25 protein-coding genes and 2 tRNA genes are annotated in these 23,628 nt (G+C 49.3%); 21 read left to right on the top strand and 6 right to left on the bottom strand.

What is annotated here, in order from left to right; translation table 11 throughout:
* Positions 1-68 precede the first annotated feature (68 nt).
* Positions 69-1,196, bottom strand: a complete 1,128-nt coding sequence (locus AC3RCL_RS25625; RefSeq protein WP_015737154.1) for a UDP-N-acetylglucosamine--LPS N-acetylglucosamine transferase — start codon at positions 1,194-1,196, stop codon at positions 69-71.
* A 230-nt stretch (positions 1,197-1,426) separates the two neighbouring features.
* On the opposite strand from AC3RCL_RS25625, the gene AC3RCL_RS25620 reads away from it, so the two are divergent.
* The 6 genes from AC3RCL_RS25620 to AC3RCL_RS25595 all read left to right on the top strand — a co-directional run bounded on the left by AC3RCL_RS25620 (position 1,427) and on the right by AC3RCL_RS25595 (position 5,024).
* Positions 1,427-1,558: a hypothetical protein gene (locus AC3RCL_RS25620; RefSeq protein WP_492532785.1), complete on the top strand. Its 132-nt coding sequence runs from the start codon at positions 1,427-1,429 to the stop codon at positions 1,556-1,558.
* A gap of 300 nt (positions 1,559-1,858) precedes the next feature.
* Complete coding sequence (locus AC3RCL_RS25615) at positions 1,859-3,097, top strand: glycosyltransferase family 2 protein (RefSeq protein ID WP_009589322.1); 1,239 nt, start codon at positions 1,859-1,861, stop codon at positions 3,095-3,097.
* A gap of 278 nt (positions 3,098-3,375) precedes the next feature.
* Complete coding sequence (gene infC / locus AC3RCL_RS25610) at positions 3,376-3,870, top strand: translation initiation factor IF-3 (RefSeq protein ID WP_009589332.1); 495 nt, start codon at positions 3,376-3,378, stop codon at positions 3,868-3,870.
* Positions 3,871-3,896: 26 nt separating this feature from the next.
* The gene (gene rpmI / locus AC3RCL_RS25605; protein WP_007127239.1) at positions 3,897-4,097 is read left to right on the top strand and encodes a 50S ribosomal protein L35; all 201 of its coding nucleotides are present in this window, start codon (positions 3,897-3,899) and stop codon (positions 4,095-4,097) included.
* A 30-nt stretch (positions 4,098-4,127) separates the two neighbouring features.
* Positions 4,128-4,487: a 50S ribosomal protein L20 gene (gene rplT, locus AC3RCL_RS25600; RefSeq protein ID WP_006212255.1), complete on the top strand. Its 360-nt coding sequence runs from the start codon at positions 4,128-4,130 to the stop codon at positions 4,485-4,487.
* Between the two features lie 204 nt (positions 4,488-4,691).
* A complete protein-coding gene (locus tag AC3RCL_RS25595; RefSeq protein ID WP_492532781.1) occupies positions 4,692-5,024 on the top strand; it encodes a hypothetical protein in 333 nt (110 codons plus the stop codon).
* On the opposite strand, the gene AC3RCL_RS25590 is transcribed toward AC3RCL_RS25595, so the two are convergent.
* Positions 5,025-5,474, bottom strand: a complete 450-nt coding sequence (locus AC3RCL_RS25590; protein ID WP_492532779.1) for a GNAT family N-acetyltransferase — start codon at positions 5,472-5,474, stop codon at positions 5,025-5,027.
* 609 nt (positions 5,475-6,083) lie between these two features.
* Here AC3RCL_RS25590 and ilvB point away from each other — a divergent pair.
* The 4 genes from ilvB (at position 6,084) to AC3RCL_RS25570 (ending at position 11,174) form a co-directional block, all read left to right on the top strand.
* A complete protein-coding gene (ilvB, locus tag AC3RCL_RS25585; protein WP_096776434.1) occupies positions 6,084-7,826 on the top strand; it encodes a biosynthetic-type acetolactate synthase large subunit in 1,743 nt (580 codons plus the stop codon).
* Between the two features lies 1 nt (position 7,827).
* Entirely contained in the window at positions 7,828-8,313 is a 486-nt protein-coding gene (gene ilvN / locus AC3RCL_RS25580; protein ID WP_009589349.1) for an acetolactate synthase small subunit, read from the top strand.
* Between the two features lie 165 nt (positions 8,314-8,478).
* Complete coding sequence (ilvC, locus tag AC3RCL_RS25575; protein ID WP_009589347.1) at positions 8,479-9,471, top strand: ketol-acid reductoisomerase; 993 nt, start codon at positions 8,479-8,481, stop codon at positions 9,469-9,471.
* 164 nt (positions 9,472-9,635) lie between these two features.
* Positions 9,636-11,174 (top strand): 2-isopropylmalate synthase, encoded by a 1,539-nt coding sequence (locus AC3RCL_RS25570; RefSeq protein ID WP_009589363.1) that lies wholly within the window; start codon positions 9,636-9,638, stop codon positions 11,172-11,174.
* Between the two features lie 258 nt (positions 11,175-11,432).
* On the opposite strand, the gene AC3RCL_RS25565 is transcribed toward AC3RCL_RS25570, so the two are convergent.
* On the bottom strand, positions 11,433-12,413 hold the full coding sequence (locus AC3RCL_RS25565) for an aldo/keto reductase (protein WP_492532776.1): 981 nt from the start codon (positions 12,411-12,413) through the stop codon (positions 11,433-11,435).
* Between the two features lie 966 nt (positions 12,414-13,379).
* Between AC3RCL_RS25565 and leuB the strand changes: the two genes are divergently transcribed.
* The 8 genes from leuB (at position 13,380) to AC3RCL_RS25525 (ending at position 20,348) form a co-directional block, all read left to right on the top strand.
* Complete coding sequence (gene leuB / locus AC3RCL_RS25560) at positions 13,380-14,456, top strand: 3-isopropylmalate dehydrogenase (RefSeq protein ID WP_096776430.1); 1,077 nt, start codon at positions 13,380-13,382, stop codon at positions 14,454-14,456.
* A 173-nt stretch (positions 14,457-14,629) separates the two neighbouring features.
* A complete protein-coding gene (locus AC3RCL_RS25555) occupies positions 14,630-15,169 on the top strand; it encodes a peroxiredoxin (RefSeq protein ID WP_009593058.1) in 540 nt (179 codons plus the stop codon).
* Positions 15,170-15,445: 276 nt separating this feature from the next.
* A complete protein-coding gene (locus tag AC3RCL_RS25550) occupies positions 15,446-15,853 on the top strand; it encodes a hypothetical protein (protein ID WP_015737147.1) in 408 nt (135 codons plus the stop codon).
* 326 nt (positions 15,854-16,179) lie between these two features.
* A complete protein-coding gene (locus AC3RCL_RS25545) occupies positions 16,180-17,304 on the top strand; it encodes an ATP-binding protein (RefSeq protein ID WP_192570746.1) in 1,125 nt (374 codons plus the stop codon).
* A 78-nt stretch (positions 17,305-17,382) separates the two neighbouring features.
* Positions 17,383-18,900 carry a leucyl aminopeptidase gene (locus AC3RCL_RS25540; protein WP_096776428.1) on the top strand — a complete coding sequence of 506 codons (1,518 nt, stop codon included), beginning with the start codon at positions 17,383-17,385 and terminating at the stop codon, positions 18,898-18,900.
* Between the two features lie 78 nt (positions 18,901-18,978).
* Positions 18,979-19,944, top strand: coding sequence for an aldolase catalytic domain-containing protein (locus AC3RCL_RS25535; RefSeq protein ID WP_009593056.1), 966 nt, complete (start codon positions 18,979-18,981; stop codon positions 19,942-19,944).
* Positions 19,945-20,125: 181 nt separating this feature from the next.
* A tRNA-Pro gene (locus AC3RCL_RS25530) sits at positions 20,126-20,199 on the top strand.
* Positions 20,200-20,277: 78 nt separating this feature from the next.
* Positions 20,278-20,348, top strand: a tRNA-Gly gene (locus AC3RCL_RS25525).
* Positions 20,349-20,444: 96 nt separating this feature from the next.
* On the opposite strand, the gene AC3RCL_RS25520 is transcribed toward AC3RCL_RS25525, so the two are convergent.
* From AC3RCL_RS25520 to AC3RCL_RS25510, 3 genes are all read right to left on the bottom strand, one after another.
* Entirely contained in the window at positions 20,445-21,644 is a 1,200-nt protein-coding gene (locus AC3RCL_RS25520; RefSeq protein ID WP_492532771.1) for a tyrosine-type recombinase/integrase, read from the bottom strand.
* A gap of 77 nt (positions 21,645-21,721) precedes the next feature.
* Positions 21,722-22,135: an ImmA/IrrE family metallo-endopeptidase gene (locus tag AC3RCL_RS25515; RefSeq protein ID WP_492532769.1), complete on the bottom strand. Its 414-nt coding sequence runs from the start codon at positions 22,133-22,135 to the stop codon at positions 21,722-21,724.
* A gap of 16 nt (positions 22,136-22,151) precedes the next feature.
* Positions 22,152-22,580 (bottom strand): helix-turn-helix domain-containing protein, encoded by a 429-nt coding sequence (locus tag AC3RCL_RS25510; protein ID WP_492532767.1) that lies wholly within the window; start codon positions 22,578-22,580, stop codon positions 22,152-22,154.
* A gap of 101 nt (positions 22,581-22,681) precedes the next feature.
* Here AC3RCL_RS25510 and AC3RCL_RS25505 point away from each other — a divergent pair, with 101 nt between their 5' ends.
* From AC3RCL_RS25505 to AC3RCL_RS25495, 3 genes are all read left to right on the top strand, one after another.
* The gene (locus AC3RCL_RS25505; protein ID WP_492532765.1) at positions 22,682-22,882 is read left to right on the top strand and encodes a helix-turn-helix transcriptional regulator; all 201 of its coding nucleotides are present in this window, start codon (positions 22,682-22,684) and stop codon (positions 22,880-22,882) included.
* Between the two features lie 118 nt (positions 22,883-23,000).
* Positions 23,001-23,282, top strand: coding sequence for a helix-turn-helix domain-containing protein (locus AC3RCL_RS25500; RefSeq protein WP_492532763.1), 282 nt, complete (start codon positions 23,001-23,003; stop codon positions 23,280-23,282).
* Positions 23,283-23,292: 10 nt separating this feature from the next.
* On the top strand, positions 23,293-23,547 hold the full coding sequence (locus AC3RCL_RS25495; protein WP_492532761.1) for a hypothetical protein: 255 nt from the start codon (positions 23,293-23,295) through the stop codon (positions 23,545-23,547).
* Positions 23,548-23,628: the final 81 nt, after the last annotated feature.

The following is a 23,628-nucleotide window of genomic DNA, read 5'->3' as shown; positions in this document are numbered from 1 at the left end:
AGAAGAAAATCTATCCATTCGGGTGATTTGCTCGCGATAAAACGCAGCAAAAAAGGTGTGCTCCTTATTCAGGAGTACACCTTTTCGTTTTCCAGCATGTCGATGATGCTGCGGGCGCTTTGCATGGGATGAAAGCGTTCGATGTCCTGCAAGTTTTGCGCCCGTTGTTCTTGGATCAGGTCGTATTGATGAAGCAGCTTGTTCATCCATTTGCCCAGAACCTCCAGGGAATGGATGGGCTCTCCCAATCCCTGCGCCGTGAAGTACTGGCAGTTTTCTTCTTCCTGTCCCGGAAGGGGCTGATGGAACAGCATCGGAATTCCTTTGGCCAGGCCTTCGGTGCATGTCATGCCGCCGGGCTTCGTAACGAGCAGATCCGACACCTCCATCAGCTTGTCGATCTCCCGCGTAAAGCCCAATATCCGGATGTTCGGATGCTGGAACCTGGAATTGCTCTCCATCTCCTCGCGGCCCTTGTCATTATTGCCGAGGCAAAATATGATCTGGACTTCTTCTCGCCATCGGGTCAGAAATTCATGCACAACTTCGTCATTCATGATGCCCCAGCCTCCGCCCATCACCAGCACGGTAGGCATATCGGACAGGTTAAACCGCGCCCGGATTTCCTCCTTGCTCGGATGCGTCCAGAAGTCGGGATGGATCGGAATGCCGGTGACCTGAATTTTGGCTTGGGAAACCCCGCGATTGAGCAGCTTTCGCTTCACTTCCGGCGTGGACACGAAATATCGGTCGACCTCAGGGCTGATCCATGTATCGTGAGCATCATAATCGGTTATAACGGTACACAGGGGCACGTTCGTGCCCAGCCGTTTCAAACGCGAGATGACCGCACTTGGTATGAAATGGGTGCACACAATGATGTCGGGTCGGAGCTGCCTGACCACGTTCTTGGTGCTTGTATAGAACATTCGGTGAAGCGCTAAAGCGGTAAAACGGTTAAAGGATTTTTGATGGCGGTACATGTACCCGACCAATCTTGGGCGAGTCGTAATGGTCTTTCTGTAGGCCGAAATGATCAGTGGAGCGATTTTAGGGTTCAAGAAGCTCCCGAGCTCGAGAACTTTGGTCTGTACGCTAGGGGACAACTGGCGCAGGCTGCTGGAGAGTGCATGAGCGGCCTGTGTATGGCCTGCGCCGAACCCTTCAGATAACAGCAAGACTCTTTTTTTAGCCACTACTTTTCACCCGTTCTGCAGCGTTATTCTTTAACTTTAACATATCGATTTTGGGAAGAGAAATCAACCACTTCCCCCTTGCAGGTAAGGGACTTTGGTCCCGGGAACGGCCAATTGGTTCGGCAAGCTTCTCGCTGGACCCTTGCTACTTAAGGAGTTAGCCAGCAGCGCGCATTTTGTAGAAAATCAAGGTCCGTGGTCTTTTGACTTGAGTAGGAGATGCCGCTACAATGATTCAAACGGACGTCAAAAAGTTTATTAGAGAAAGAGCACTGAAAAAACGAAAACTTTTTGGTTGTCTGTTGCGTTTATTTATTGGCGGACAAGTCGAAAAAGAAAAAATGGGCAGCCAAGAGAAATAAAAAGCAAGAAAACGGATGAAAATAAGAACTAAAGCCGTTTGAAACGAAGCTTGCTGGCAAACTGGAATGCAAGCTGAGCTCTTTTACGAAGTTTTTCCGTAAATTAGAGCATTCCACGGTTTTGACAAAAGATTCAAAAGTGTGGAAAATCGTGTATGACGTGCGAAGTTGCCCCGCGGCACCGAGGCTACTAGAAGGACAGACACAAGTCACAGGGTCATAGCAACAACAAAAATGCGAAGAACTTAGAGAGAAAAAAACAAACATTCTCGGGTTATAAAAAGGGGGTAACGGAGAATCATGACAGACGCCATCTTTATCGCGCTCCAACTATTCTTGGCCGCGGTGGGTGTGTACCAGTTCGTATTCTCTTTGTTTGGTCTGGTCAAAAGAAAAAAGAAACAACAGTTTGAACCCAATAAATCATTTGCAGTGTTAGTTGCTGCGCATAACGAAGAGCAGGTTGTCGGGGCATTAATGGAGAACCTGAAACAGCTAAATTATCCGAAACATCTGTACGACGTATTTGTCATTTGCGACAACTGTACAGACCGTACAGCAGAAATCGTCCGTGCCCACGGGATGAACGCCTGCGTGCGCACGAATCAGAATCTTCGAGGCAAAGGCTATGCCATCGAATGGATGCTGAAAGAGCTCTGGGCGATGCCGCGCCAGTATGACGCGGTCGTTATGTTTGATGCGGATAATCTGGCGGATCCGAATTTCTTGAATGAAATGAACAACGATCTTTGCTCTGGAGCAAGAGTTATCCAGGGATATATCGATACCAAGAACCCAGAGGATTCTTGGATCACCGCCTCTTACGGGGTTTCCTACTGGTATATCAACCGCTTGTGGCAGCTGTCCCGCAGCAATCTGAACATGGCCAACTTCCTCGGCGGAACGGGAATGTGCTTCGAGACCAATCTCTTGAAGGAGATCGGCTGGGGCGCTACCAGTCTGGTGGAGGACTTGGAGTTCACCATGCGCAGCGTCATGCGCGGCGTGTATCCGAAGTTCAATTACGACGCGAAGGTATTCGACGAAAAGCCGCTTACGTTTAAGGCTTCCGCCAGACAACGTCTGCGCTGGATGCAGGGTCACTTTACGGTTGCCCGCCGTTATTTCTTCCCGCTGTTGTGGCGTGCCATTAAGGAGCGCAGCCTTGTGAAGCTGGACTTGGCCCTTTACGGAGTCAACGTCTACATCGTGCTGCTGACTTTCTTGTTGACGGCCATCATCTGGGTTGACAGCTCGTTCTTCAATGGTCCGAACATCGCGAACCTGTACGGTTATTTACCGCTGTGGCTGAGCTTTACGGCGATTGCGGCGAATGTGTTCACGTTCATGATTGCGATGATTCTGGAGAAGGTGAAGTACAAGAAGGTATATATGTATCTGGTGCTGTTTCCGATTTATCTGCTGTCGTGGTATCCCATCACGGTATACGCGTTCTTCACGCAGAACAACAAGCAGTGGAGCCATACGGAGCATACCCGGGTTGTGCGCCTTGAAGAAGTTCAGAGCAAACAAGGCTAATCCAAAGTTTTTATGCCATTTGTGTTGACAGATGTTAGGATGGCCTGTTATACTATTCTAGTCTGTTAAACAGAATATCTGATTGCAAGCAGAAGCGCCGCTTCTCACCTGACCGACATGCGTTGGCTGGTTTGATCACGAAATCAATGAATGGATTCAACTTCATTTGTGAGATGAGTATCAAATAGGGATGTCGGTGGTTAACCCGTCATCCCTTTATTTTTTGCAAACAGGAACAACAAGTAATTTGGAGGTGGAGGACTATCAGTAAGGAACATATGATCAATGACGAGATTCGGGCCAAGGAAGTACGTTTGGTTGGTGCCGAAGGTGAGCAAATCGGGATCAAGCCGATTCGTGAAGCACTGCAAATGGCAATTGATCTCAATCTGGATCTGGTGAACGTGGCCCCTCAGGCGAAACCGCCGGTATGCCGCATCATGGACTACGGTAAATTCCGCTATGAGCAGCAGAAGAAAGAGAAGGAAGCACGGAAGAACCAGAAAATTGTGGACATCAAAGAAGTATGGTTCCGAGCCAACATTGAGGAGCATGATTATCAAACCAAGCTTCGCAATGTCGTTAAGTTTTTGAAAGACGGCGATAAAGTGAAATGCTCCGTGCGTTTCCGCGGCCGTGAAATCACCCATGCTAACATCGGTCAGAAGATTTTGGAGCGCGTGAAAACGGAAGTGGCGGATCTCTGCGTCATTGAGCGTCAGCCGAAATTGGAAGGCCGCAGCATGATTATGATTTTGGCTCCAAAAGCCTAAGAGAAATTAGAGGAGGAAGTACTACAATGCCTAAAATGAAAACACATAGCAGCCTGAAAGGCCGCTTCAAAATTACTGGTACTGGTAAAGTTAAACGTTATAAAGCTTACAAAAACCACTTGCTTTCCCACAAATCCAAGCGTGCGAAGCGCGTATTGTCCAATAGCCCTGTCATGGCGCCTGGAGATGTTAAACGTTTGAAGCAAGGTCTGGCTAACTTGAAATAGTAAACAACAATTATTGGGAGGTCTTTTGATATGGCACGAGTTAAAGGCGGATTTGTCGTTCGTCGTCGACATAAAAAAGTATTGAAGCTTGCGAAAGGTTATTTCGGTTCCAAACACCGCATTTTTAAAACAGCGAACGAGCAGGTTATGAAATCCCTCGTTTATGCATACCGCGATCGTCGCAATACGAAGCGTAACTTCCGCAAATTGTGGATCGTTCGTATCAACGCGGCTGCTCGTCAAAACGGTCTGTCCTACAGCAAATTGATGCATGGACTGAAGCTTGCTGGCGTGGACATCAACCGCAAAATGCTGGCTGATCTGGCTGTGAACGACCTGAACGCGTTCAATTCCTTGGCTACTGTAGCTAAAGAAAAAGTGAACGCTTAATTATACGTGTATGAAAAAACCGCCGTAATATTACGGCGGTTTTTTTTATTTTGCGTCCCCGCGCTATCATGCATCATTTCGGCGGCACGGGTGCTCGGCTCATGGAGAGAGTCGCCTATCTTTTGCTGTCGTAAGGGCCATGAAACAAGCAAGGGAACTCCTTCCGGAATAAATTGAAATGTATATTACCTGAGGAGGGATCTTATGCACAAGCCTGTCAGCAAGGCGAAGGTGAAATCATACGTGGGCAAAGAGATCGTGGCGTATAAGAAAAACGGAACTATGGTGACGGGCAAGCTGGTACGCGTCTCCGGCAACCGCCTTTATGTGGAACCGGCAACCAAGGGGAAAAAGGTGAAAACCAAGGCGATTATTCCGCTCGCATTGTTTGATCTTCTTGCCATTGGTACGGCACCTTATGCATATGGCGGCGGGTTTGGAGGCTACCCTGGCGGCTTTGGACCGGGTTACGGCGGTTTCGGGCCGGGCTTTGGACCAGGCTTTGGACCAGGATTCGGGCCAGGCTTCTTCTGGTAATTAGAGGAACCAAATCTTTTCCAACTCATAACATCGGCTGGGTTCGATCATTCTGGTCACCGTATAGCCAAGATTTCGGTAAAAATGAAGACCGGTGTGGTTGCCGATGTCCACCATGACTTTGGCACGTTTGCATCCGCGGGATACAGCGAAACGTTCGGCATGTTCCATCAAACGGACACCCCACCGTTTTCGCTGTGCGGTGGATGCGACGGCCAGCATATCGATATACAGCAGCTCGCCGTGCATCATGAAATGGATAAAAGCAACGATTTTTTCGTTATCCTGAGGCGAAGCGACAAGGGTCACGCCGCGCCGTAAACGAGAGGGAATATCCTTGCGGATGAGGTCCAGCTCTTTTTTGGTCATATGGGAAAGCGGGACGAGTTGGGACTCGATGAGCTGCAGAATCATCGGATCATCCTGGTCCGGTTTTCGGTAACGGATCATCGTGTTGTTTCCTCCCTTCACCGCGGTTAAGTCTGCTCCATTTATCATATGTAGCAGGGTTTCATAGGGTGTTTTGCTTCAAGGCGGCGGAGGAATTGCGCCCATTGTGAATGAAAACCTTTCATCGGAAGTAAAATAAATGTGTTGACTTCTGGATTGAATGAATCATATAATGTTTCTAAACATTTTAACGAATATATCCAATCGGCAATGATGAGGACGAAGTTTAAAGGGCTCTTTTGCTCAGAGAGTGGATGGATCAGCTGAAACCACCACCAAAACCCCTTTTATACGAGCTCACCTCGGAGCTGTTTCCCTGAAAGATGCTACGCTATGACTTTATCGCATTAAGTCGTAACAGCGTTTATTAGGGGGAATCGTCTTAGTCCGCGTTACGGACTGCAGATATTGAAGAGCTGTGTTCATGCGTTCTTCATACCTGCTGAGGCTCTGCACTGCGAGGTGTAGGGCAAATATGGGTGGTACCACGGAAGCTAAACCTTTCGTCCCTCACACGGAGATACTCCGGGTGTGGCGACGGAAGGTTTTTTTGTTGCTTGAATCATGGATGAAAGAGAAGAGTGCCAATATTTGAGAGGAGGATGACTGATGAGCGCGCAAACTCCAGAAGTGCGGTCTACAGAACAATTACGAGAGAAATGGTTGAAGCCTGAAGTGATTACCGGTTCGGAAATCTTGCTTCGGAGTCTTCTGCTCGAAGGTGTCGAGTGCGTCTTCGGATATCCGGGCGGAGCCGTCCTGTATATCTACGATGCGATGTATGGTTTTAAGGATTTCAACCATGTCTTGACCCGACACGAGCAAGGTGCCATTCATGCCGCTGACGGTTACGCCCGCGCAAGCGGCAAAGTCGGCGTATGCATAGCAACTTCAGGACCGGGGGCAACGAACCTTGTGACCGGTATCGCAACAGCTTACATGGATTCCGTTCCGCTCGTTGTTATTACCGGTAACGTTGCAACAACCCTGATCGGTACGGATGCTTTCCAGGAAGCGGATATTACAGGCATCACGATGCCGATTACGAAACACAGCTATCTGGTAAGGGACGTTAAGGATCTGCCAAGGGTGATTCATGAGGCCTTCCATATCGCCTCAACCGGTCGCAAAGGACCGGTGCTGATCGACATTCCGAAGGATGTATCCGCGGCAACCACGCTGTTCCAGCCGGAAGAGCGAATCCAGCTGAGAGGATATAATCCTCGGACGGTGCCGAACAAACTTCAGTTGGATAAACTGGCCCGCGCGATCGAGGAGGCCGAGCGTCCGATGATTCTTGCCGGCGGCGGCGTGATTTACTCCGGTGCTCACGAAGGACTGCACGAATTCGTGAACAAAACCGGGATTCCGATCACGACAACGCTTCTCGGCCTTGGCGCCTTCCCCACAGGCAACGATCTGTGGACAGGAATGCCGGGCATGCACGGAACCTACACATCGAACCATGGTATTCAGCAGTCGGATCTGCTGATCAACATCGGGGCAAGATTTGATGACAGGGTTACCGGCAAGCTTGACGGATTCGCGCCTCACGCGAAGATCGTTCATATCGACATTGACCCGGCCGAGATCGGCAAGAACGTGCCGACCGATATTCCGATTGTCGGTGACGTGAAGACGGTGCTTGAGATGCTGAACCCGATCGTTTCGTACGCTGCGAAAGCCGATGCGTGGAGAGACCAGATCCGCAAATGGAAAGCCGAGTATCCGTTCCGTTACGTCGATTCGGATACGGTGCTGAAGCCGCAATGGGTTATCGAAATGCTGAACGATACCACGAAGGGCGAAGCCATTGTAACGACTGACGTTGGTCAGCACCAAATGTGGGCCGCGCAGTATTACAAGTTCAACCAGCCGCGTTCCTGGATCACCTCCGGCGGACTCGGAACGATGGGCTTCGGATTCCCGTCCGCGATCGGGGCACAGATGGCGCATCCGGATCGCCTGGTCATTTCGATCAACGGAGACGGCGGCATGCAGATGTGTTCGCAAGAACTGGCCATCTGCGCCATCAACAACATTCCGGTGAAGATCGTTGTCATCAACAACCAAGTGCTCGGCATGGTTCGTCAATGGCAGGAGCTGATTTACGATAACCGTTACAGCCACATCGATCTGGCAGGCAGCCCTGATTTCGTCAAGCTGGCCGAAGCTTACGGTGTCAAAGGACTTCGCGCCACGACGAAAGAAGAAGCTCAGCGTGCTTGGGCCGAAGCGATGGAAACGCCGGGACCCGTCCTCGTTGAATTCGTTGTTGAGAAGGGCGAGAACGTGTATCCGATGGTGACGCAAGGGTCGACAATCGATCAAATGCTGATGGGGGATGCGTAAGATGAGTACAAAACATACCATTGCCGTACTAGTGAACGACCAGCCGGGTGTCCTGCAGCGCGTATCCGGATTATTCGGACGCCGGGGCTTTAACATCGAGAGCATTACCGTGGGGCAGTCGGAGGAAATCGGCTTGTCCCGGATGGTTATCGTAACCACTGGAGACGAAACGACGCTGGAGCAGGTAGAGAAGCAGCTTTACAAGCTGATCGATGTCATTAAAGTCATCAATCTGAGCTCGAAGCCGATGGTTGCCCGGGAGCTCGCCCTGATCAAAGTAAAAGCCGAGCCGTCGGCAAGACCGGAAATTATGGGCGTTGTCGAGACCTTCCGCGCATCCGTCGTGGATATCGGCACGACCAACCTGATGGTTCAGGTTGTCGGCGATACCGTCAAAATCGATGCGATGATCGAGCTGCTTAAGCCTTATGGCATCCAGGAGCTTTCCCGTACCGGGGTTACCGCGATGATTCGCGGTAACGCGTAATGATGTAACATTATTCTTTTTATCCGGATGACAAAGTTATTGCAATATAAGCGTTAGACACCTGCATGGCATGAGCGGGTGTCTCAGCAGATCGGGTAAGCAGCGGTCTATTGAGATACCCGCTCATCATGAAGGGTCTTTAAAATCAAAGGAGGACTTATACAAATGGCAATTACTACTTATTATGAACAAGATGCAGAACTCAGCGTGCTGAAAGACAAAACAATCGCGGTTATCGGCTACGGAAGCCAAGGTCATGCCCAAGCGCAAAACCTGCGCGACAGCGGACTTCAGGTTGTCATTGGTCTTCGTGAAGGCAAATCGTTCGACAAAGCGAAAAACGACGGTTTCGAAGTACTCCCTGTAGCGGAAGCCGTTAGCCGTGCGGATGTAGTACAAATCCTGATGCCGGACGAAACGCAAGCAGCGGTGTACAAAAACGATATCGAGCCAAACCTGAAAAAAGGCGCGGCACTGATGTTCTCCCACGGTTTCAACGTTCATTTCGGTCAAATCGTAGCTCCTAAGGACAACGACGTTCTTCTGGTTGCTCCTAAATCCCCGGGTCACATGGTTCGCCGTACGTACGTTGAAGGCTTTGGCGTACCTGGATTGATCGCAATCGAGAAAGACGCGACTGGACAAGCTAAGGCGATCGGTCTTGCTTATGCAAAAGGCATCGGCTGTACTCGCGCAGGCGTTATCGAGACTTCCTTCCGCGAAGAAACCGAAACAGACTTGTTCGGTGAGCAAGCGGTATTGTGCGGCGGTGTATCCGCATTGGTCAAAGCAGGTTTCGAAACGTTGACCGAGGCTGGATATGCGCCGGAAATGGCATACTTCGAGTGCCTGCATGAACTGAAGCTGATCGTGGACATGATCTATGAAGGCGGTCTTGCAAGCATGCGCGACTCCATCAGCAACACGGCGGAGTATGGCGACTATGTAACAGGCCCTCGCGTGGTAACCGAAGATACCAAGAAGGCAATGAAAGAAGTCCTGTCTGATATTCAACAAGGTAAATTCGCCCGCGACTTTATCCTTGAGAACCAATCGGGACGCGCTTTCCTGACAGCTACTCGCCGCAACGAGTCCGAGCATCCGATCGAAGTGGTGGGTGCAGAGCTTCGCGAAATGATGCATTGGATCAAAAAATAAGAATATATAGAATTCATAAGGAATTCTTCGGGGTTTGGGGCAGTCCGGCATGAGATGATGATGCTGCTGCCCGGACCCGTCAGATTAAGCAGCCGGCGGCAGGGGATTCTATCAACTGCCGCCGGATGTTTACGTCATGAGATAAACTTCAAGGAGGTGCCGACATGCGAAAGATTTATGTCTTTGATACAACGCTGAGAGATGGTGAGCAGTCTCCTGGCGTGAATTTGAACACTCGGGAAAAGGTGGAAATCGCCCTTCAGCTCGAAAAGTTGAAAATCGACCGCATGGAAGCAGGGTTTCCAGCGGCGTCACCCGGTGACCTTGCAGCTGTGAATGCAGTGGCACGCGCGGTTAAGGACGTTACGGTCATTGGATTGTCACGCTCCAGAGAAAATGACATCGATGCGGTTCGCGAAGCGCTTCAAGGCGCCCAGGACCCGTGCATTCACGTGTTCCTGGCCACTTCGCCGATTCACCGCAAGTTCAAGCTGCGGATGGAGAAGCAGCAGGTGCTGGAAACGGCGCAGGCTTCGATCCGTTACGCCAAGAAGTACTTTTCCAAAGTGGAATTTTCCCTGGAGGATGCGGGCCGGACCGAGCTTGATTTCATGGCCGAGGTCGTCGCCATGGCAGTGCGCGAAGGCGCCAATGTCGTGAACATTCCGGATACCGTGGGATATTTGAACCCTTCGGAATACGGGGCCATCTTCAAATACTTGAAGGAAAATGTTCCGGATATCGAGAAGGTTCAGCTGAGTGCGCACTGCCATAACGATCTGGGCATGGCCACGGCGAACACCCTTGCCGCCATTCTGAACGGGGCCGATCAGATCGAAGGTACGATCAACGGAATCGGTGAACGTGCAGGCAATACCGCGATCGAGGAAATTGCGATGGCGCTCGAGACGCGTTCCGAATTCTTTGGAGCGAAGACGGGGCTGGCCTTAACCGAAATCGCCCGCACGAGCCGCCTTGTGAGCAAGCTGACCGGCATGGTCGTGCCAGGCAACAAAGCGATTGTCGGCGCGAACGCGTTCGCCCATGAATCCGGCATTCACCAGGACGGTATGCTGAAGGAGAAGACAACCTACGAAATTATGACCCCCGAGTCCATCGGACTCAAAGAAAGTAAGCTGGTATTAGGCAAACATTCCGGCCGCCATGCTTTCCGGGAGAAGCTGCTGGATCTGGGTTATGAGCTGACCGAAGAACAGGTGAATGACGCATTCGCCAAATTCAAAGTGCTGGCCGACAAGAAGAAGGAAGTATCCGATGAGGATCTGCTGGCTCTGCTGGAGGAGAAACTGATCGATACGCCGGAGGTCTTCAAGCTGGAAACGATCTTTGTTGCTTACGGCAATGAATCAACGCCGACGGCGCGGGTGCGCATTGCAACAGAAGATCAGACGATTGAAGAAGAGGCCGAGGGCAACGGTTCCGTGGACGCGATCTATAACGCGATCGACAAGGTGACCGGAGAAGAGGTTACGCTTGCGGACTATTCCATCAAGTCGGTAACGCACGGCAAGGATGCCCAAGGTGAAGTGCATGTCGTGCTGTCCCAAAACGACGTGGCCGCGCAAGGCCGCGGCTTGAGCACCGACATTCTGGAAGCGAGCGCACGTGCCTACGTCGATGCGGTGAACGTCCTGATCGAGAAACGCAAAACGTTTAGCCGGCGCGAGCGCGCTACGCTGTAATCCATACTTGGCGTGGCGGGAGATCTGCTCTCCGCATGAGCGCTGAAGGTGAATGCCATAAAAAAAGAGGGGCCGCCATTGAAGCGGCTCCTCTTTTATTTGCTTTATTAAACAGTTGGCCAGACGTGGAATGCAGATATCAAGACACTAGCATCGAGCCTTAAACGGCCTCATAGCAGAGGGCCGATACCGGATTGATGCAGCTGATCAACGAGATAAGACAGGGTTTCGTTAAGGCGTCGATGCGGAGCCCGGATCTTACCAGGCGTAGGCCTGCGGGGCGGCGCCGCCCGGACCCGGGAATATTTCATCCAAGCGCTTCATCACGGAATCATCGAGTTCGATCTCAAGCGAGCGCAGGGAGCTTTCGAATTGCTCCAGCGTGCGCGGCCCAATAATCGGTCCGGTAACGGCCGGGTTCTTCAGCACCCAGGCAAGAGCGACGTTATCCTGCGGTTCGCCCAGCTCTTGGCAGAGAGCGGCAAACTGTTCCAGCTGCGCGCGGTGCTTCTCTACGCGCTCCGCATTGCCTCCGCTGCGCGAGCCTTCGATTTTTTTAAGGGCATTGCGTCCCAGCAGTCCCCCGTCCAGCGGACTCCATGGAATCACGCCGAGACCCAGCTGCTGCGAAGCGGGGAGCACTTCGAGTTCCGGCAATCGGCAGGTCAGGCTGTATTTGTGCTGCTCGGAAACGAGACCGAGGAAGTGACGGCTCTGGGCCGCGGCCTGCGCAACCGCAATCTGCCAGCCGGCAAAGTTGCTGGATCCGACATATCCGATTTTTCCTTGATTGACCGCAACCTCAAAAGCGCCCCACAGCTCGTCCCAAGTGACGGAAGGATCGACGTGATGCATTTGGTACAGCTCGATATGGTCGGTCTGCAGACGTTTCTGCGACCCTTCGAGATGACGGCGAAGTTTATAGCTCGACAGCCCGGCTTCATTGTTGGGGCCATCCAGAGGATCACTCATGGAACCGTAGAATTTAGTAGCCAAAACGACTTTTTCGCGGCGGCCCCCGCCTTGGTTAAACCAGCGTCCGATGATGGTTTCGGTCAGGCCCGAATTCTCGCCCCAGCCGTAGATGTTCGCCGTATCAAAGAAATTGACGCCGGCATCAAGCGCTGCATCCATGATGCGGAAGGCTTCCTTTTCATCCGTGGCAGGACCGAAATTCATCGTCCCCAAACACAGACGACTTACTTTCATGCCGGATTTACCTAGAGCTGCGTACTTCATAATCGATGATCACTCCTTGGTCGTTTAGGGTATAAGGCAAATTCACCCCTATTGTAGCGTATTGGCAGAAAAATGTAACTAACGGCGTTCGGAAACGTTGCACTGAAATCCGACTTGCGGCTCAGCTGTTCACGTCATTCGCCAAATTTAAAGAGCAAGAGCAGGGAGCAGAGAGTAGGGAGTAGTACCAAGTAGCAGAAGCAAGTAATAGGGATAACGGCGTAAGTAACTGAAGTATGAAGTTGAAGCAAGAAGCTAAGAAGCCGAAGCAAGAAGCAAGAGCAGAAGCAAGAAGCAGAAGCAAGAAGCAGAAGCAAGAAGCCGAAACAAGACAAGAAGCGGAAGCAAGAAGCAGAAGTAAGAAGCCGAAGCAAGAAGCAAGAAGCCGAAGCAGGAAGCCGAAGCAAGAAGCAGGAAGCGCAAGACCAGGAACAACCAAGAATCTCTTGAAGTCGTTACATTCAAGTGTTACCTACAAAAGCAAGAGCCGCCCTATTTTTATGCATAGGGTGGCTCTTCATCTCCCATCACCCTTGTGGTCAGGGAGATGTGCTCTCCTCCGGTGACATGGCAATTCATTAGCATCGAAGCAGTGGAGAGGACGAATCGATTCCGGAAAAGCGGAGCGGTCGCCTTTGGAGCCGAATTTCATCCCCTGACATACAATCCAGAAATTCGGCGACAACAGCGATTGGAGGAACGATACGTACTTGGAGCTTCCCACATTAACTCTTCGAAGCCCTCGCATAAACTGCTCTCGCATAAACTGCTCTCGCGAAATTAGCTCTTCGAGCTTCTGCACAACTTCTTTGACGCCGTCTCCCTGATCACATTCCCCCTACTTATAGGCAAAACGAATTAAGTTCATAGTTTCTATATCTTGGTCAATCGAGGGGGAAGTATGTTACAACAGTAACTAGATGATTAAATACGACCAGTGTATATATAAATAAGGAGTGACGAAGGATGGCAGAAACGAAAAAAATCGCGGTAATCGCGGGAGACGGCATCGGTCCTGAGGTAGTGGCGGAAGCGGAGAAAATCATTAAACGTACCGAAGAGGTATTCGGACTTTCATTCACGACGGAACATGCGTTGTTTGGCGGCATTGCGATCGACGAGAAAGGAACGCCGCTCCCGGAAGAAACGCTGAACGTATGCAAAAGCGCCGATGCGGTATTGCTTGGTGCGGTAGGCGGACCGAAATGGGACAACAACGCGAAGGAGCTTCGCCCGGAAACCGGATTACTCGGCATCCGCAAAGAGCTTGGCCTGTTCTCGAACCTGCGTCCGGCCGTCATTTTTGACTGCTTAAAGGATGCATCCACACTGAAGCCCGAGGTTCTGGAAGGAACTGACTTGATGGTTGTTCGTGAACTGACGGGAGGCATATACTTTGGCGAGAAGTTCAGACGCGAAGGTGCAGGCGGAGAAGAAGCGGTAGATACCTGCGTATACAATACCGCCGAGGTAGAGCGCATCGTGCATCAAGCCTTCGAGATTGCACAGAAGCGCCGGAAGAAGCTGGCTTCCGTCGATAAAGCGAACGTGCTGGAAACGTCCCGCTTGTGGCGCGAAACCGTAAACCGCATCGCCCCTGAATACCCGGACGTCGAGCTGGAGCACGTGCTGGTAGACAACTGCGCGATGCAGCTTCTGCGCCGCCCGTCCAGCTTTGATGTCATCGTAACCGAGAATATGTTCGGTGACATTCTGAGCGACGAAGCAGCCATGCTGACAGGATCCATCGGCATGCTGGCATCCGCATCCATGGGCGAAGGAGCTTTCGGTCTGTACGAGCCGGTACACGGTTCGGCTCCGGACATTGCCGGCCAAGGCTTGGCGAACCCGATCGCAACGATTCTTTCCGTAGCGCTTATGTATCGCCTCACGTTCGGATACGAGGATGCGGCTGACGCCATAGAACGCGCAGTTGCCGAGGTGCTTGATGCCGGACACCGGACGGCAGACATTGCCGTTGATAAGAGCAAGGCGCTCAGCACCACGGAGATGGGCGATTTGATTGCCGCGGCTATCCGTTAATAGAAGAAGCGTACGTTCAAGAAAACTTCTTATTTATAATAATTATAATAAAGTAACGTCTACAATCTTGACTTTGATTAGCCTCGATGATAACATTTCTATTAAATGTTCATAGAACATACCATGTAGAAAATACACGTATTTTCTTACATATGTTAAGGAGGAATTCAATCATGGCAGAACGTTTGGTTGGTAAAGCGGCTCCTGATTTCACGATGGAAACTGTATCAGGTGACGGTAAAGATTTTGGCAAAGTCAGCCTGTCCGACTACCGCGGCAAATGGCTCGTATTCTTCTTCTATCCGCTGGATTTCACTTTTGTATGCCCAACTGAAATCACGGCTCTCAGCGATGCTTACGATCAATTCAAAGCATTGGATACGGAAATCCTGGGTGTGAGCGTTGACTCGATTCACAGCCACAAAGCTTGGATCAACACAGCTAAAGAAGCTAACGGTCTGGGAGCATTGAACTTCCCGCTGGCTTCCGACATCACCAAGAACGTAGCTAGAGACTACGGCGTTCTGATCGAAGAAGAAGGCGTTGCTCTGCGCGGCCTGTACATCATCGATCCAGAAGGCGAATTGAAATATCAAGTTGTTAACCATAACGACGTTGGCCGCAGCGTAGAAGAAACGCTTCGCGTTCTTCAAGCACTGCAATCCGGCGGATTGTGCGCAATGAACTGGAAGCCAGGCGATAGCAACCTGTAATTCCATTTCATGAATAGCAACCCTCATTACCTGACGTTACGTCCAGGTAATGGGGGTTTTTTCACTCTTGGTTTTATTGGATGAAATAGGGGAAGACTTTTGTTTAGGAAACCGCGCTTGCGTTAATATATAATTAAATAAATAGGTTGGCCGGCTTATGATTAGGAAATCATGCCAAAATTTTAAATCAAGGTTTTTTTCATGAAGGAATTAGCCTGCCTGAAAGCGAATACAATATTGAAACGATTGAGAATCCACACAAGGAGGGTGAACGATATGAGTTTTTGCTGTGGGGCTAGTATGATGGGTACAAAGGGTACACTGAAGCATTATCGCACTCAAGTACATAATGTTCCCCTACTGTCTTGTCCGGTCTGCCATCGCGTCGAGGTTCATCATCGGGTTGAGAATGAGTATGAGATATTGGCTGAATATGCCCATGGTGACGGTGCATCCCAAGTGGATTTTCAGGATTACGTGATGGAAGATGAGGATGCCATTTTTGAGAATGTGGTCAATCGGGAGTCGGAGGATCCGCTCACGGTTGTTCAGAGTCAGATTGATATGTCGCTGGATCTCCTGGTGGTTGCCAAATGGATGGAGGACGAGAAGTGGCAGGGCGAACTGAAAAGACGGCTTGCCGTGATGAGCCAGCGCAGGCTCCGACTCCAGAAGCAGCCTTAATTAGGGATTAATAAAGCCTCGTGAATGCCCGGGGCTTTTTTAATGTTTCAAATCAAGCGGGTTTGGGTAATCATTTGCATTAGCTGTGCAATGACGGGTGTCATATCAATTACATAAACCCCAATACATAAGTAATGACAATGGTATTTTTATGCAATTATCCATTTTTCGACAGGATTTCTGATTGACGTTTCTTTGTTTCGATGACTATCATGGAAGGAAGCAGATTCGGGCTGCTTCTGATTCAGAGGCGGACAAGCTCATTTTTTTCGCATGTTTTTTGTCGGTTTGGTGAGTTCAACTTTTCAAGAAAAGGGGGAGCCATCTTGTTGAGTCAAATCCGTGAATCTGAGCTGCAGGCAATTCGTTCATTTCATTCCAGTCAGCTTATTAGAAACAAGTATGAGAACATACTGGAGAATCTCGACAGCGGGATTATCCTCTTTGATAGTGATGGAGTGTTGGCATTTGTTAACGTGCAGATGGCAAAACTGTTAGGCGTATCCCGTAAATCGCTGACAGGCTGTACGCTGACCCAGCTATTGCGTCATCCCCAGCTCTCCAGATTCAAGAAGAAAAAAATACTTCGCATTTTTCGGGAAACGGTATTCCATCGCCGAAGATTCCATGAATTGGTTGATGAATTCGGCAGATCGTGGCTGATCACGATGACGTATGGGGACCAAATGGAAGGCGACTTCCTGATCAGCGTGAAGGATGTATCGGATTTCAAACGAATTGAGCAAACCGCTTATCAGAACGATAAACTGGCCATGCTGGGAAAAATCTCGGCTTCCATTGCCCATGAAATCCGAAACCCGCTGACATCCATTCGAGGCTTTATCCAGCTGCTGCGTCCGCATCTCGTAAGTTTGGGAAAGGACGAGTATGCCAGAATCATACTAACGGAGATCGATCGCGCAAACGATATTATATACGAATTTCTCAATTCCTCCAAACCCTCGGCTCCAGAGACCAAGATTGTATCCGTATCCTCATTATTGAAGGAAGTTGTTCTATTAACAGAGAGCGAAGCCTTGATGAAGGGATGCCAGATCAATCTGCATACCGATAAGACCCCACCTGCGTTTATTTCCGTTGATGTCAAGCAGATCAAACAGGTGATTCTGAATATTATTAAAAATGCCCTCGACGCCATAAATGAGCATCATGACGAGAACATTACCGGGATGATTGATATTTCAGCCCGTGACACGGGGAAACATATTAACATTTGCATTTCGGATAACGGGGGCGGCATGGATCAGAATACGCTGAACCACCTATTTAATCCCTTTTTTACAACGAAAGAGAGCGGGACGGGACTTGGTTTGTCCGTGAGCTACAGCATCATCCGAAACCATGGCGGCACCATTGCCGTGGATAGCCAGATTGGGGCCGGGACCGAGTTTGTGATCACGTTTCCCAAGCTGGACGTGTCGGAAGTCTAAGAGGATATGCAACCGATTTGAATACAAGAGCAGCTGTTCCAATGGAATGGCTTTTTCTTTTTTAGGAGGAGAAGAGACATGAAATGGACATTTGAAAGCAATTTAACAGCCGGGCAAGTACAAGCGGATGCCATCATCGTTCCCGTTACTAAAAAACAAGCGAAGGAGGGCGGCATTTCCGCGGCCTGGGACCCGTTATTAAAGCAGTTAGCGGAGAACCGGCTGTTCGACGGCACCGCCAACCGGTCATTCGTATGGCCGGAGAGCATTTCGAGCGGATCGCGCCTGTTAATGTGGGTAGGCCGTCCCGAAGGTATCCTGACATCCGAGCAGCTGCGTTTGGTTGCAGCTCAAGCGGCGAAGGCGGCCGTAAAATCGGGAATACGCAGCGCGGCCATTCAAATTCCGCATACGATGGTCAGCTTCACCGCCGAACAGACGCCCCGCGACGCGGCTCAGGCTTTAACCGAAGGTTTTATCCTGGGAAGCTACCGGAAACCGCATTATAAACGAGATGCTTCCGAACATACGGATTTAGAAGAAATCCTCTATTATATAGAAGGAAATGCGGAAGCGGAATTTGAAGCCGCGTGGAAGGAAGGCATGTCGCTGGGCCAAGCGATTGGAGAAGCAACCTGCCTGGCACGAGATTTGACGAACCTTCCCGGCAATAAACTGTTACCGGAAGACTTGGCCCAGAAGGCGCTTCAGCTGGCGAAGCGGTACGGCTTCGAAGCACAGGTCCTGGATGAGGAAGCCATGGTCGAGAAAGGAATGGGCGGTCTCTTGGCCGTAGGGAAAGGCAGCATACATCCGCCGCGCATGATTACGATCCGTTATCAGGGACGGGAGACATGGGACGATGTGATCGGCCTGGTCGGCAAGGGAATCACGTTTGATACCGGCGGCGTTTCGCTGAAGAGGGCAGCCGGGATGGAGGATATGATCAGCGATATGGGCGGGGCGGCTACAGTGCTGGGCGTTATGGAGGCTCTCGGGCGTATTCGCCCCAAGGCGAATGTCGTGATGGTGATCCCGTCTGCGGAGAACGTGATGAGCGGCGGCGCCTTTAAACCAGGCGATATCGTGACGACGATGAGCGGCCGTACCGTCGAAGTGCTGAACACGGATGCCGAGGGCCGCATCGTGCTCGCGGATGGATTAACCCATGCCAAACAGCTCGGCGCTTCGCGCCTGATTGATGTGGCCACGTTGACCGGGGCCGTCGTTTCGGCGCTTGGGGATATCGCCACCGGGGCCGTAACCAATGACGAAACCTTTTTGCAGGAGCTTATCGCTTCTTCCCGTAGGGCCGGCGAAAAAATATGGCCGCTCCCATCCTATCCGGAGTTTTGGGATAAATTGAAGAGCGAGGTGGCGGATTTGCGAAATCAAACCGGGCGAGAAGGCGGGACGATCACGGGCGGTCTTTTTGTGGGCACGTTTGCTGACGGGCTGCCTTGGGTTCATTTCGACATTGCAGGTACGGCTTACTTGTCCAAGGAGCGGGGCGTGGATCCCAGAGGGGCAACCGGCGTGCTCGTCCGAACCATCAGCGACTGGATACTCCGAGAGGCCGAGGCCGTCAAGGATTGATGCACATGTTATGCTTTACTTTTCAACCGGCATTCAAGTATGATGAAGAGAAAATTGCCGAGAGGAGTTTAGCTTAGAATGATTAAGAGTAGTCAGACAAAGATTGTAGACTGTACCATTCGCGATGGCGGATTGGTGAACAACTGGGATTTTAGCGTAGAATTCGTGCAAAATTTATATGCAGGCCTGAATGAGGCTGGCGTGGACTATATGGAAATCGGTTATAAAAATTCGCCTAAGCTGCTAAAAGGCGCTGATCAAGCCGGCCCTTGGCGTTTTTTGGATGATGAATTCCTTCGAGAAGTTATTCCCCATAAAGGTAAAACCAAACTGTCCGCACTGGTCGATATCGGCCGGGTGGATGAGGATGATATTTTGCCGCGCGAGGAGAGCCTGCTGGATCTCATCCGGGTTGCATGTTACATCAAAGACGTGGATAAGGCGCTTGCGCTGGTTCAGACCTTCCATGATCGCGGTTACGAGACGACGCTGAACATTATGGCCCTCTCCAACGTGATGGAGAATGAGCTGCTGGAAGCCTTTGAGATGATCAGGGAGAGCGTCGTGGATGTGGTGTACATCGTCGATTCTTACGGAAGCCTGGATCATAAAGACATGGAATACCTGGTAAATAAGTTCAAGACGCATCTGCCGAACAAACGTCTTGGCGTTCATACCCATAACAATATGCAGCTGGCGTTCTCCAACACGCTGGTAGCCGCCGACCTCGGCGTTGAGCTTCTGGATGCGTCCGTGTACGGCATGGGCCGCGCGGCCGGCAACTGTCCGACCGAGCTTTTGGTTACCCACTTGAAAGGCACGAAGTACGAGCTGCGCCCGGTACTGGACATTATTGAGCGCTTCATGATCCCTCTTCGCGAAAAAGAGGAGTGGGGTTACATCATGCCCTACATGATTACAGGCACCCTGGACGAACATCCGCGCTCCGCAATGGCACTTCGCGCTTCGGACGATAAAGACAAAATAGTGGATTTTTACGATAAATTGACGACGCCGGAAGTGACGTTCGACAAAAAGAAGTAAGGATGGCTAGGGCGTCCTTGCATCTTATATCAGTGTATGAAAGAGCAGCATCTTTCCCCATTCGGAAGGGTGCTGCTTGCTTTCTAGTGCCTATGATACATTTTCCATAAAATACATGTTGAAATTGCGTGTCACGCATGGTATATTTATTTTTGTCTTCAAAAGACAATATGTTGATTATCGGGACGTAGCTCAGCTTGGTAGAGCACCTGGTTTGGGACCAGGGGGTCGCATGTTCAAATCGTGTCGTCCCGATTCGCTTATGATTTAGGACCTCGCAAATAGTAATCGGCATATGCTCCAAAGCATAGCGTCACTTTTGTAGGTGGATATGCGGGTGTAGTTCAATGGTAGAACTCCAGCCTTCCAAGCTGGTAGCGTGGGTTCGATTCCCATCACCCGCTTTTGCATTTGTAACACCTGAAACCCTTGCACCACAAGGGTTTTTCTTTTACCCTTTTTTCGACAAACGACTGACTCCATTGGTATCGTGGGGCAACTCATGGGGCAATTTGCTGCCTTTTGGGGCGCAACCCCTCTAAACGATCGGCTGCCTCTCTACTAATCGATTCTGATTCATGGGTATAGATATCTGCAGTCGTTCCGATCTTGGTATGTCTCAGTCTTTCCTGGATCGTTTTTAGATCGGCTCCACTTTCACGGAGCAGCATCCCTGCAGTATGCCGTAGACCATGAAGCTTTACGTGTGGCAACTTATGTTTGGCCAAAAAGCGCCTCCAGGTCAATGTCGGAGTAGACGGGTAATACATAATGCCTTGGCCACTGTGAAAGATATATTGTTTATTCTCGCCAAGCCATTTTTTGCAAGACAGCTTTTCTTTCTTCCATATCCGTTCGTAGCGCTTCAGGTCCTCCATGTACCACTGAGGCATGTAAACCCATCCTTCTGATTCCTCTGTTTTTACCTCGGTTTCGATCTTGTTCCCCTCTTCATCAAAAGTGATTTGGTCTTCAATCCATATAGCTCCACGCTCATAATCAACATCAGACCATTCCACGGCCAAAAATTCGCCTCTTCTGTAGCCTCCAAGCATAACGCCAGTGAAATAGAGCCTCCACCGGCTAGGAAGGGCGTACAGGGCTGTCAGGAGCGTCTCAACCTCTGTACGTGTGTAAACTTTCTTAACCGATCGCATTGCCTTCTTCTCTTTTTTTCCTGCAGAAGGTCGCTGGACACCTTCTATAGGATTCTCGGGTATTAGCTTCCAGTCAAAGGCAGCATCAAAAATGGACTTAGCGGCTTTATAAATGTTCAGTTTTGTATTGGTCGCCATAGGGCTTCCGTCTTTTTTTGCTAAGTCTGCAAAGAAAGTAACAAGGTGTAAAGGGCGGATTTGATCGAGCCGACTTTGGCCAAACTCAGGTATGAGATAAGAGTTAACATATCCCATTACATTTCGGATCGTATTTCCCCCCATGTTCTGATTTGCGTAACCCTGCTTCCATTTAGGCACGAAATCAATAAACCTCATTCTTTCCGGTTTTATAACATGTCCTGATTCAACCTGATCTGCCCATTTCGCCAGCTCCAAAGTGAGCCATTGCTCCGTTTTTCTAACTGACTTTGCAATGTCGAGAGGCACCTCGACTACATGCGATTTTTTAGGTCTTGAGATCTTTGAGGGATCACGGGCGACGAGCTTGTACTTATTGCCACCTAGATGTTCCTTCCAAGCCATTTTTTTCATCACTCCAAACATATGTTCTATTTTTATGTATAATGAACAGCCTTGCAGCTGGAAAGCGCAAAGATTACCTAGTAAAAACAATGAAATTCTTTAGGTATGTTGCAACGTAAAAGAAACTCTTCTTTGGTTTCGTATGGGAAAGGGCAGTTTTCACCTATTAACAGATGGACAGCGAAACGGTTAGCTTCCCGCTCATACCTGTTAATTGAGAATAAAGTGCCCCGCCTTAAAAACGGCATGTTTATCTTTGGGTGAAGCTCAGTATGTCCTAATTCATGACCGCATGTGAACCTGGCTAAAAACTCGTTAAGTCTGTTGTTTATGTGGATACTAGAAATTCTATTTGATTTATAAAAATAGCCATAGATATTACCCAAGTCTTCGTGAATGACAACGATGTTTTTGGCTCTAGATATCTCAAAAGGATCATTGCTCCCTAGACGTTGGATTAGCTTACTTGCATGCAATCGAGGCAAGTCCATGATATATCCTCCAAGGTTAGTTTCGGAATTTTTTAGGAGTGAATTTCTTCTTCGCCATCTCTTTAGACATTCTCAAGGTGTTTTCTAGCGAAATTCTAAGCAGCTCCCGATCTTCTTCATCCATTGGTTCACCCATGAAGGCAAGTGTGCTTTCACTTTCTAGGTCAGACATTAATCTATTTAATTCTTCAGCAATATCACGCTTATCTTTTTCGTTAAGAGAAAAATAGTTTTCTTGAACTTTATTCTCCGATCTACCTAATAGATAGTCTGTAGTTGTGTTAAGTATATCGGCTATCATTTGAAGATCTGCACTTGATGGAGTAACTCTATCATTTTCGATGTGTCCAAAATTCGAGCTCCCCATGCCCAATTGTTCAGCTACTTGTTTCTGAGTGAATTTTGCCTTCTTACGTAAGGTTCTTATTCTTTGTCCAAGAGACATTGGGACAATCCTCCTAAAAAAAATGTATTGTAAATACAATAAAACGGGTTGACTGTATTTAAAATACGATTTATACTAGGGTCATATCGGAGGTGATGCTTATGAAACGAGCGGCATTAAAAGAAGCAAGGGTATCATTAGGCCTTACCCAAATCAAAGCCGCTGAGTCTTTGGGTGTTCACGTAGAACACATTCGTAGTCTTGAATATGGCCGGGTCAATCCGAGCCTGAAATTAATGTTCAAGATATGCAATTTCTACAAAGACTCCCCCGAAAAATTGTTCCCTGATTTGAATAAATAGTATTATCAATACGACAATTGTATAATAACGTATTTTAATTAGGGTGTCAATTAAATCGGGCCATATTTTTTTACGATAAAACCGTATTTTAAATACGATTTTGTTAGGAGGACTTATATTGGAGACAACCGCATTTATTGAGGCTATCAGAAATGATATAGCAGCAGAGCTAAAGCAGGAGATATTGGCCGAGTTACAGCCAGAAATAGAGCGTAGGTTGTATGCAAATATCTTTGAATTCAAAGAAGCGATGCAATACTTAAAAGTATCTGACAGCACCTTGCGAAAAATGGTGAAGGAGGGACAAGTCCCATACTTCAGGCAAAGAGGAAACATTTATTTTAGACAGATTGAGCTTGATAAAAATATCGATTCTATTATGCATTCTAAAATAAGTTAGGAGGCATGGTATGTCACCTGAACGCTTAGAGCAACGCCGTATTGTAAATGCCCGTTTGAATGAGATCCACAAGGTATTGAGTAGAGCGCATTTCTTAGATGATGTTGGCTTTAACTTGATGAGTAATGAAGCCGCTCGGCTAGAAGCAGAACTTCGGAGAAAGGAGGGTGAGGACCTTATACAGATTGATCCAGGAGAAGAAATTCAGCTGTGTGATACAGAGGCTAAAAATGAACAAAGATCACGTCTGGGAAACGTGATCTAAGTCGGAACATTAAAAAATATTGTTTGCTCGATTATACCAAATTTGAGATGGCTCAACAAGTCATCATAGTTGGATTCAGGG

Source organism: Paenibacillus sp. MT86 (assembly GCF_058792535.1).
This window is presented reverse-complemented; position numbering and strand designations above follow the sequence as displayed.

Bases quoted from the DNA above. Each gene is read 5' to 3' on its own strand.
- AC3RCL_RS25620 (WP_492532785.1), top strand. From the start codon at position 1,427: ATGATTCAAACGGACGTCAAAAAGTTTATTAGAGAAAGAGCACTGAAA.
- AC3RCL_RS25615 (WP_009589322.1), top strand. From the start codon at position 1,859: ATGACAGACGCCATCTTTATCGCGCTCCAACTATTCTTGGCCGCGGTG.
- infC (WP_009589332.1), top strand. From the start codon at position 3,376: ATGATCAATGACGAGATTCGGGCCAAGGAAGTACGTTTGGTTGGTGCC.
- rpmI (WP_007127239.1), top strand. From the start codon at position 3,897: ATGCCTAAAATGAAAACACATAGCAGCCTGAAAGGCCGCTTCAAAATT.
- rplT (WP_006212255.1), top strand. From the start codon at position 4,128: ATGGCACGAGTTAAAGGCGGATTTGTCGTTCGTCGTCGACATAAAAAA.
- AC3RCL_RS25595 (WP_492532781.1), top strand. From the start codon at position 4,692: ATGCACAAGCCTGTCAGCAAGGCGAAGGTGAAATCATACGTGGGCAAA.
- AC3RCL_RS25590 (WP_492532779.1), bottom strand. From the start codon at position 5,474: ATGATCCGTTACCGAAAACCGGACCAGGATGATCCGATGATTCTGCAG.
- ilvB (WP_096776434.1), top strand. From the start codon at position 6,084: ATGAGCGCGCAAACTCCAGAAGTGCGGTCTACAGAACAATTACGAGAG.
- ilvN (WP_009589349.1), top strand. From the start codon at position 7,828: ATGAGTACAAAACATACCATTGCCGTACTAGTGAACGACCAGCCGGGT.
- ilvC (WP_009589347.1), top strand. From the start codon at position 8,479: ATGGCAATTACTACTTATTATGAACAAGATGCAGAACTCAGCGTGCTG.
- AC3RCL_RS25570 (WP_009589363.1), top strand. From the start codon at position 9,636: ATGCGAAAGATTTATGTCTTTGATACAACGCTGAGAGATGGTGAGCAG.
- AC3RCL_RS25565 (WP_492532776.1), bottom strand. From the start codon at position 12,413: ATGAAGTACGCAGCTCTAGGTAAATCCGGCATGAAAGTAAGTCGTCTG.
- leuB (WP_096776430.1), top strand. From the start codon at position 13,380: ATGGCAGAAACGAAAAAAATCGCGGTAATCGCGGGAGACGGCATCGGT.
- AC3RCL_RS25555 (WP_009593058.1), top strand. From the start codon at position 14,630: ATGGCAGAACGTTTGGTTGGTAAAGCGGCTCCTGATTTCACGATGGAA.
- AC3RCL_RS25550 (WP_015737147.1), top strand. From the start codon at position 15,446: ATGAGTTTTTGCTGTGGGGCTAGTATGATGGGTACAAAGGGTACACTG.
- AC3RCL_RS25540 (WP_096776428.1), top strand. From the start codon at position 17,383: ATGAAATGGACATTTGAAAGCAATTTAACAGCCGGGCAAGTACAAGCG.
- AC3RCL_RS25535 (WP_009593056.1), top strand. From the start codon at position 18,979: ATGATTAAGAGTAGTCAGACAAAGATTGTAGACTGTACCATTCGCGAT.
- AC3RCL_RS25520 (WP_492532771.1), bottom strand. From the start codon at position 21,644: ATGGCTTGGAAGGAACATCTAGGTGGCAATAAGTACAAGCTCGTCGCC.
- AC3RCL_RS25515 (WP_492532769.1), bottom strand. From the start codon at position 22,135: ATGGACTTGCCTCGATTGCATGCAAGTAAGCTAATCCAACGTCTAGGG.
- AC3RCL_RS25510 (WP_492532767.1), bottom strand. From the start codon at position 22,580: ATGTCTCTTGGACAAAGAATAAGAACCTTACGTAAGAAGGCAAAATTC.
- AC3RCL_RS25505 (WP_492532765.1), top strand. From the start codon at position 22,682: ATGAAACGAGCGGCATTAAAAGAAGCAAGGGTATCATTAGGCCTTACC.
- AC3RCL_RS25495 (WP_492532761.1), top strand. From the start codon at position 23,293: ATGTCACCTGAACGCTTAGAGCAACGCCGTATTGTAAATGCCCGTTTG.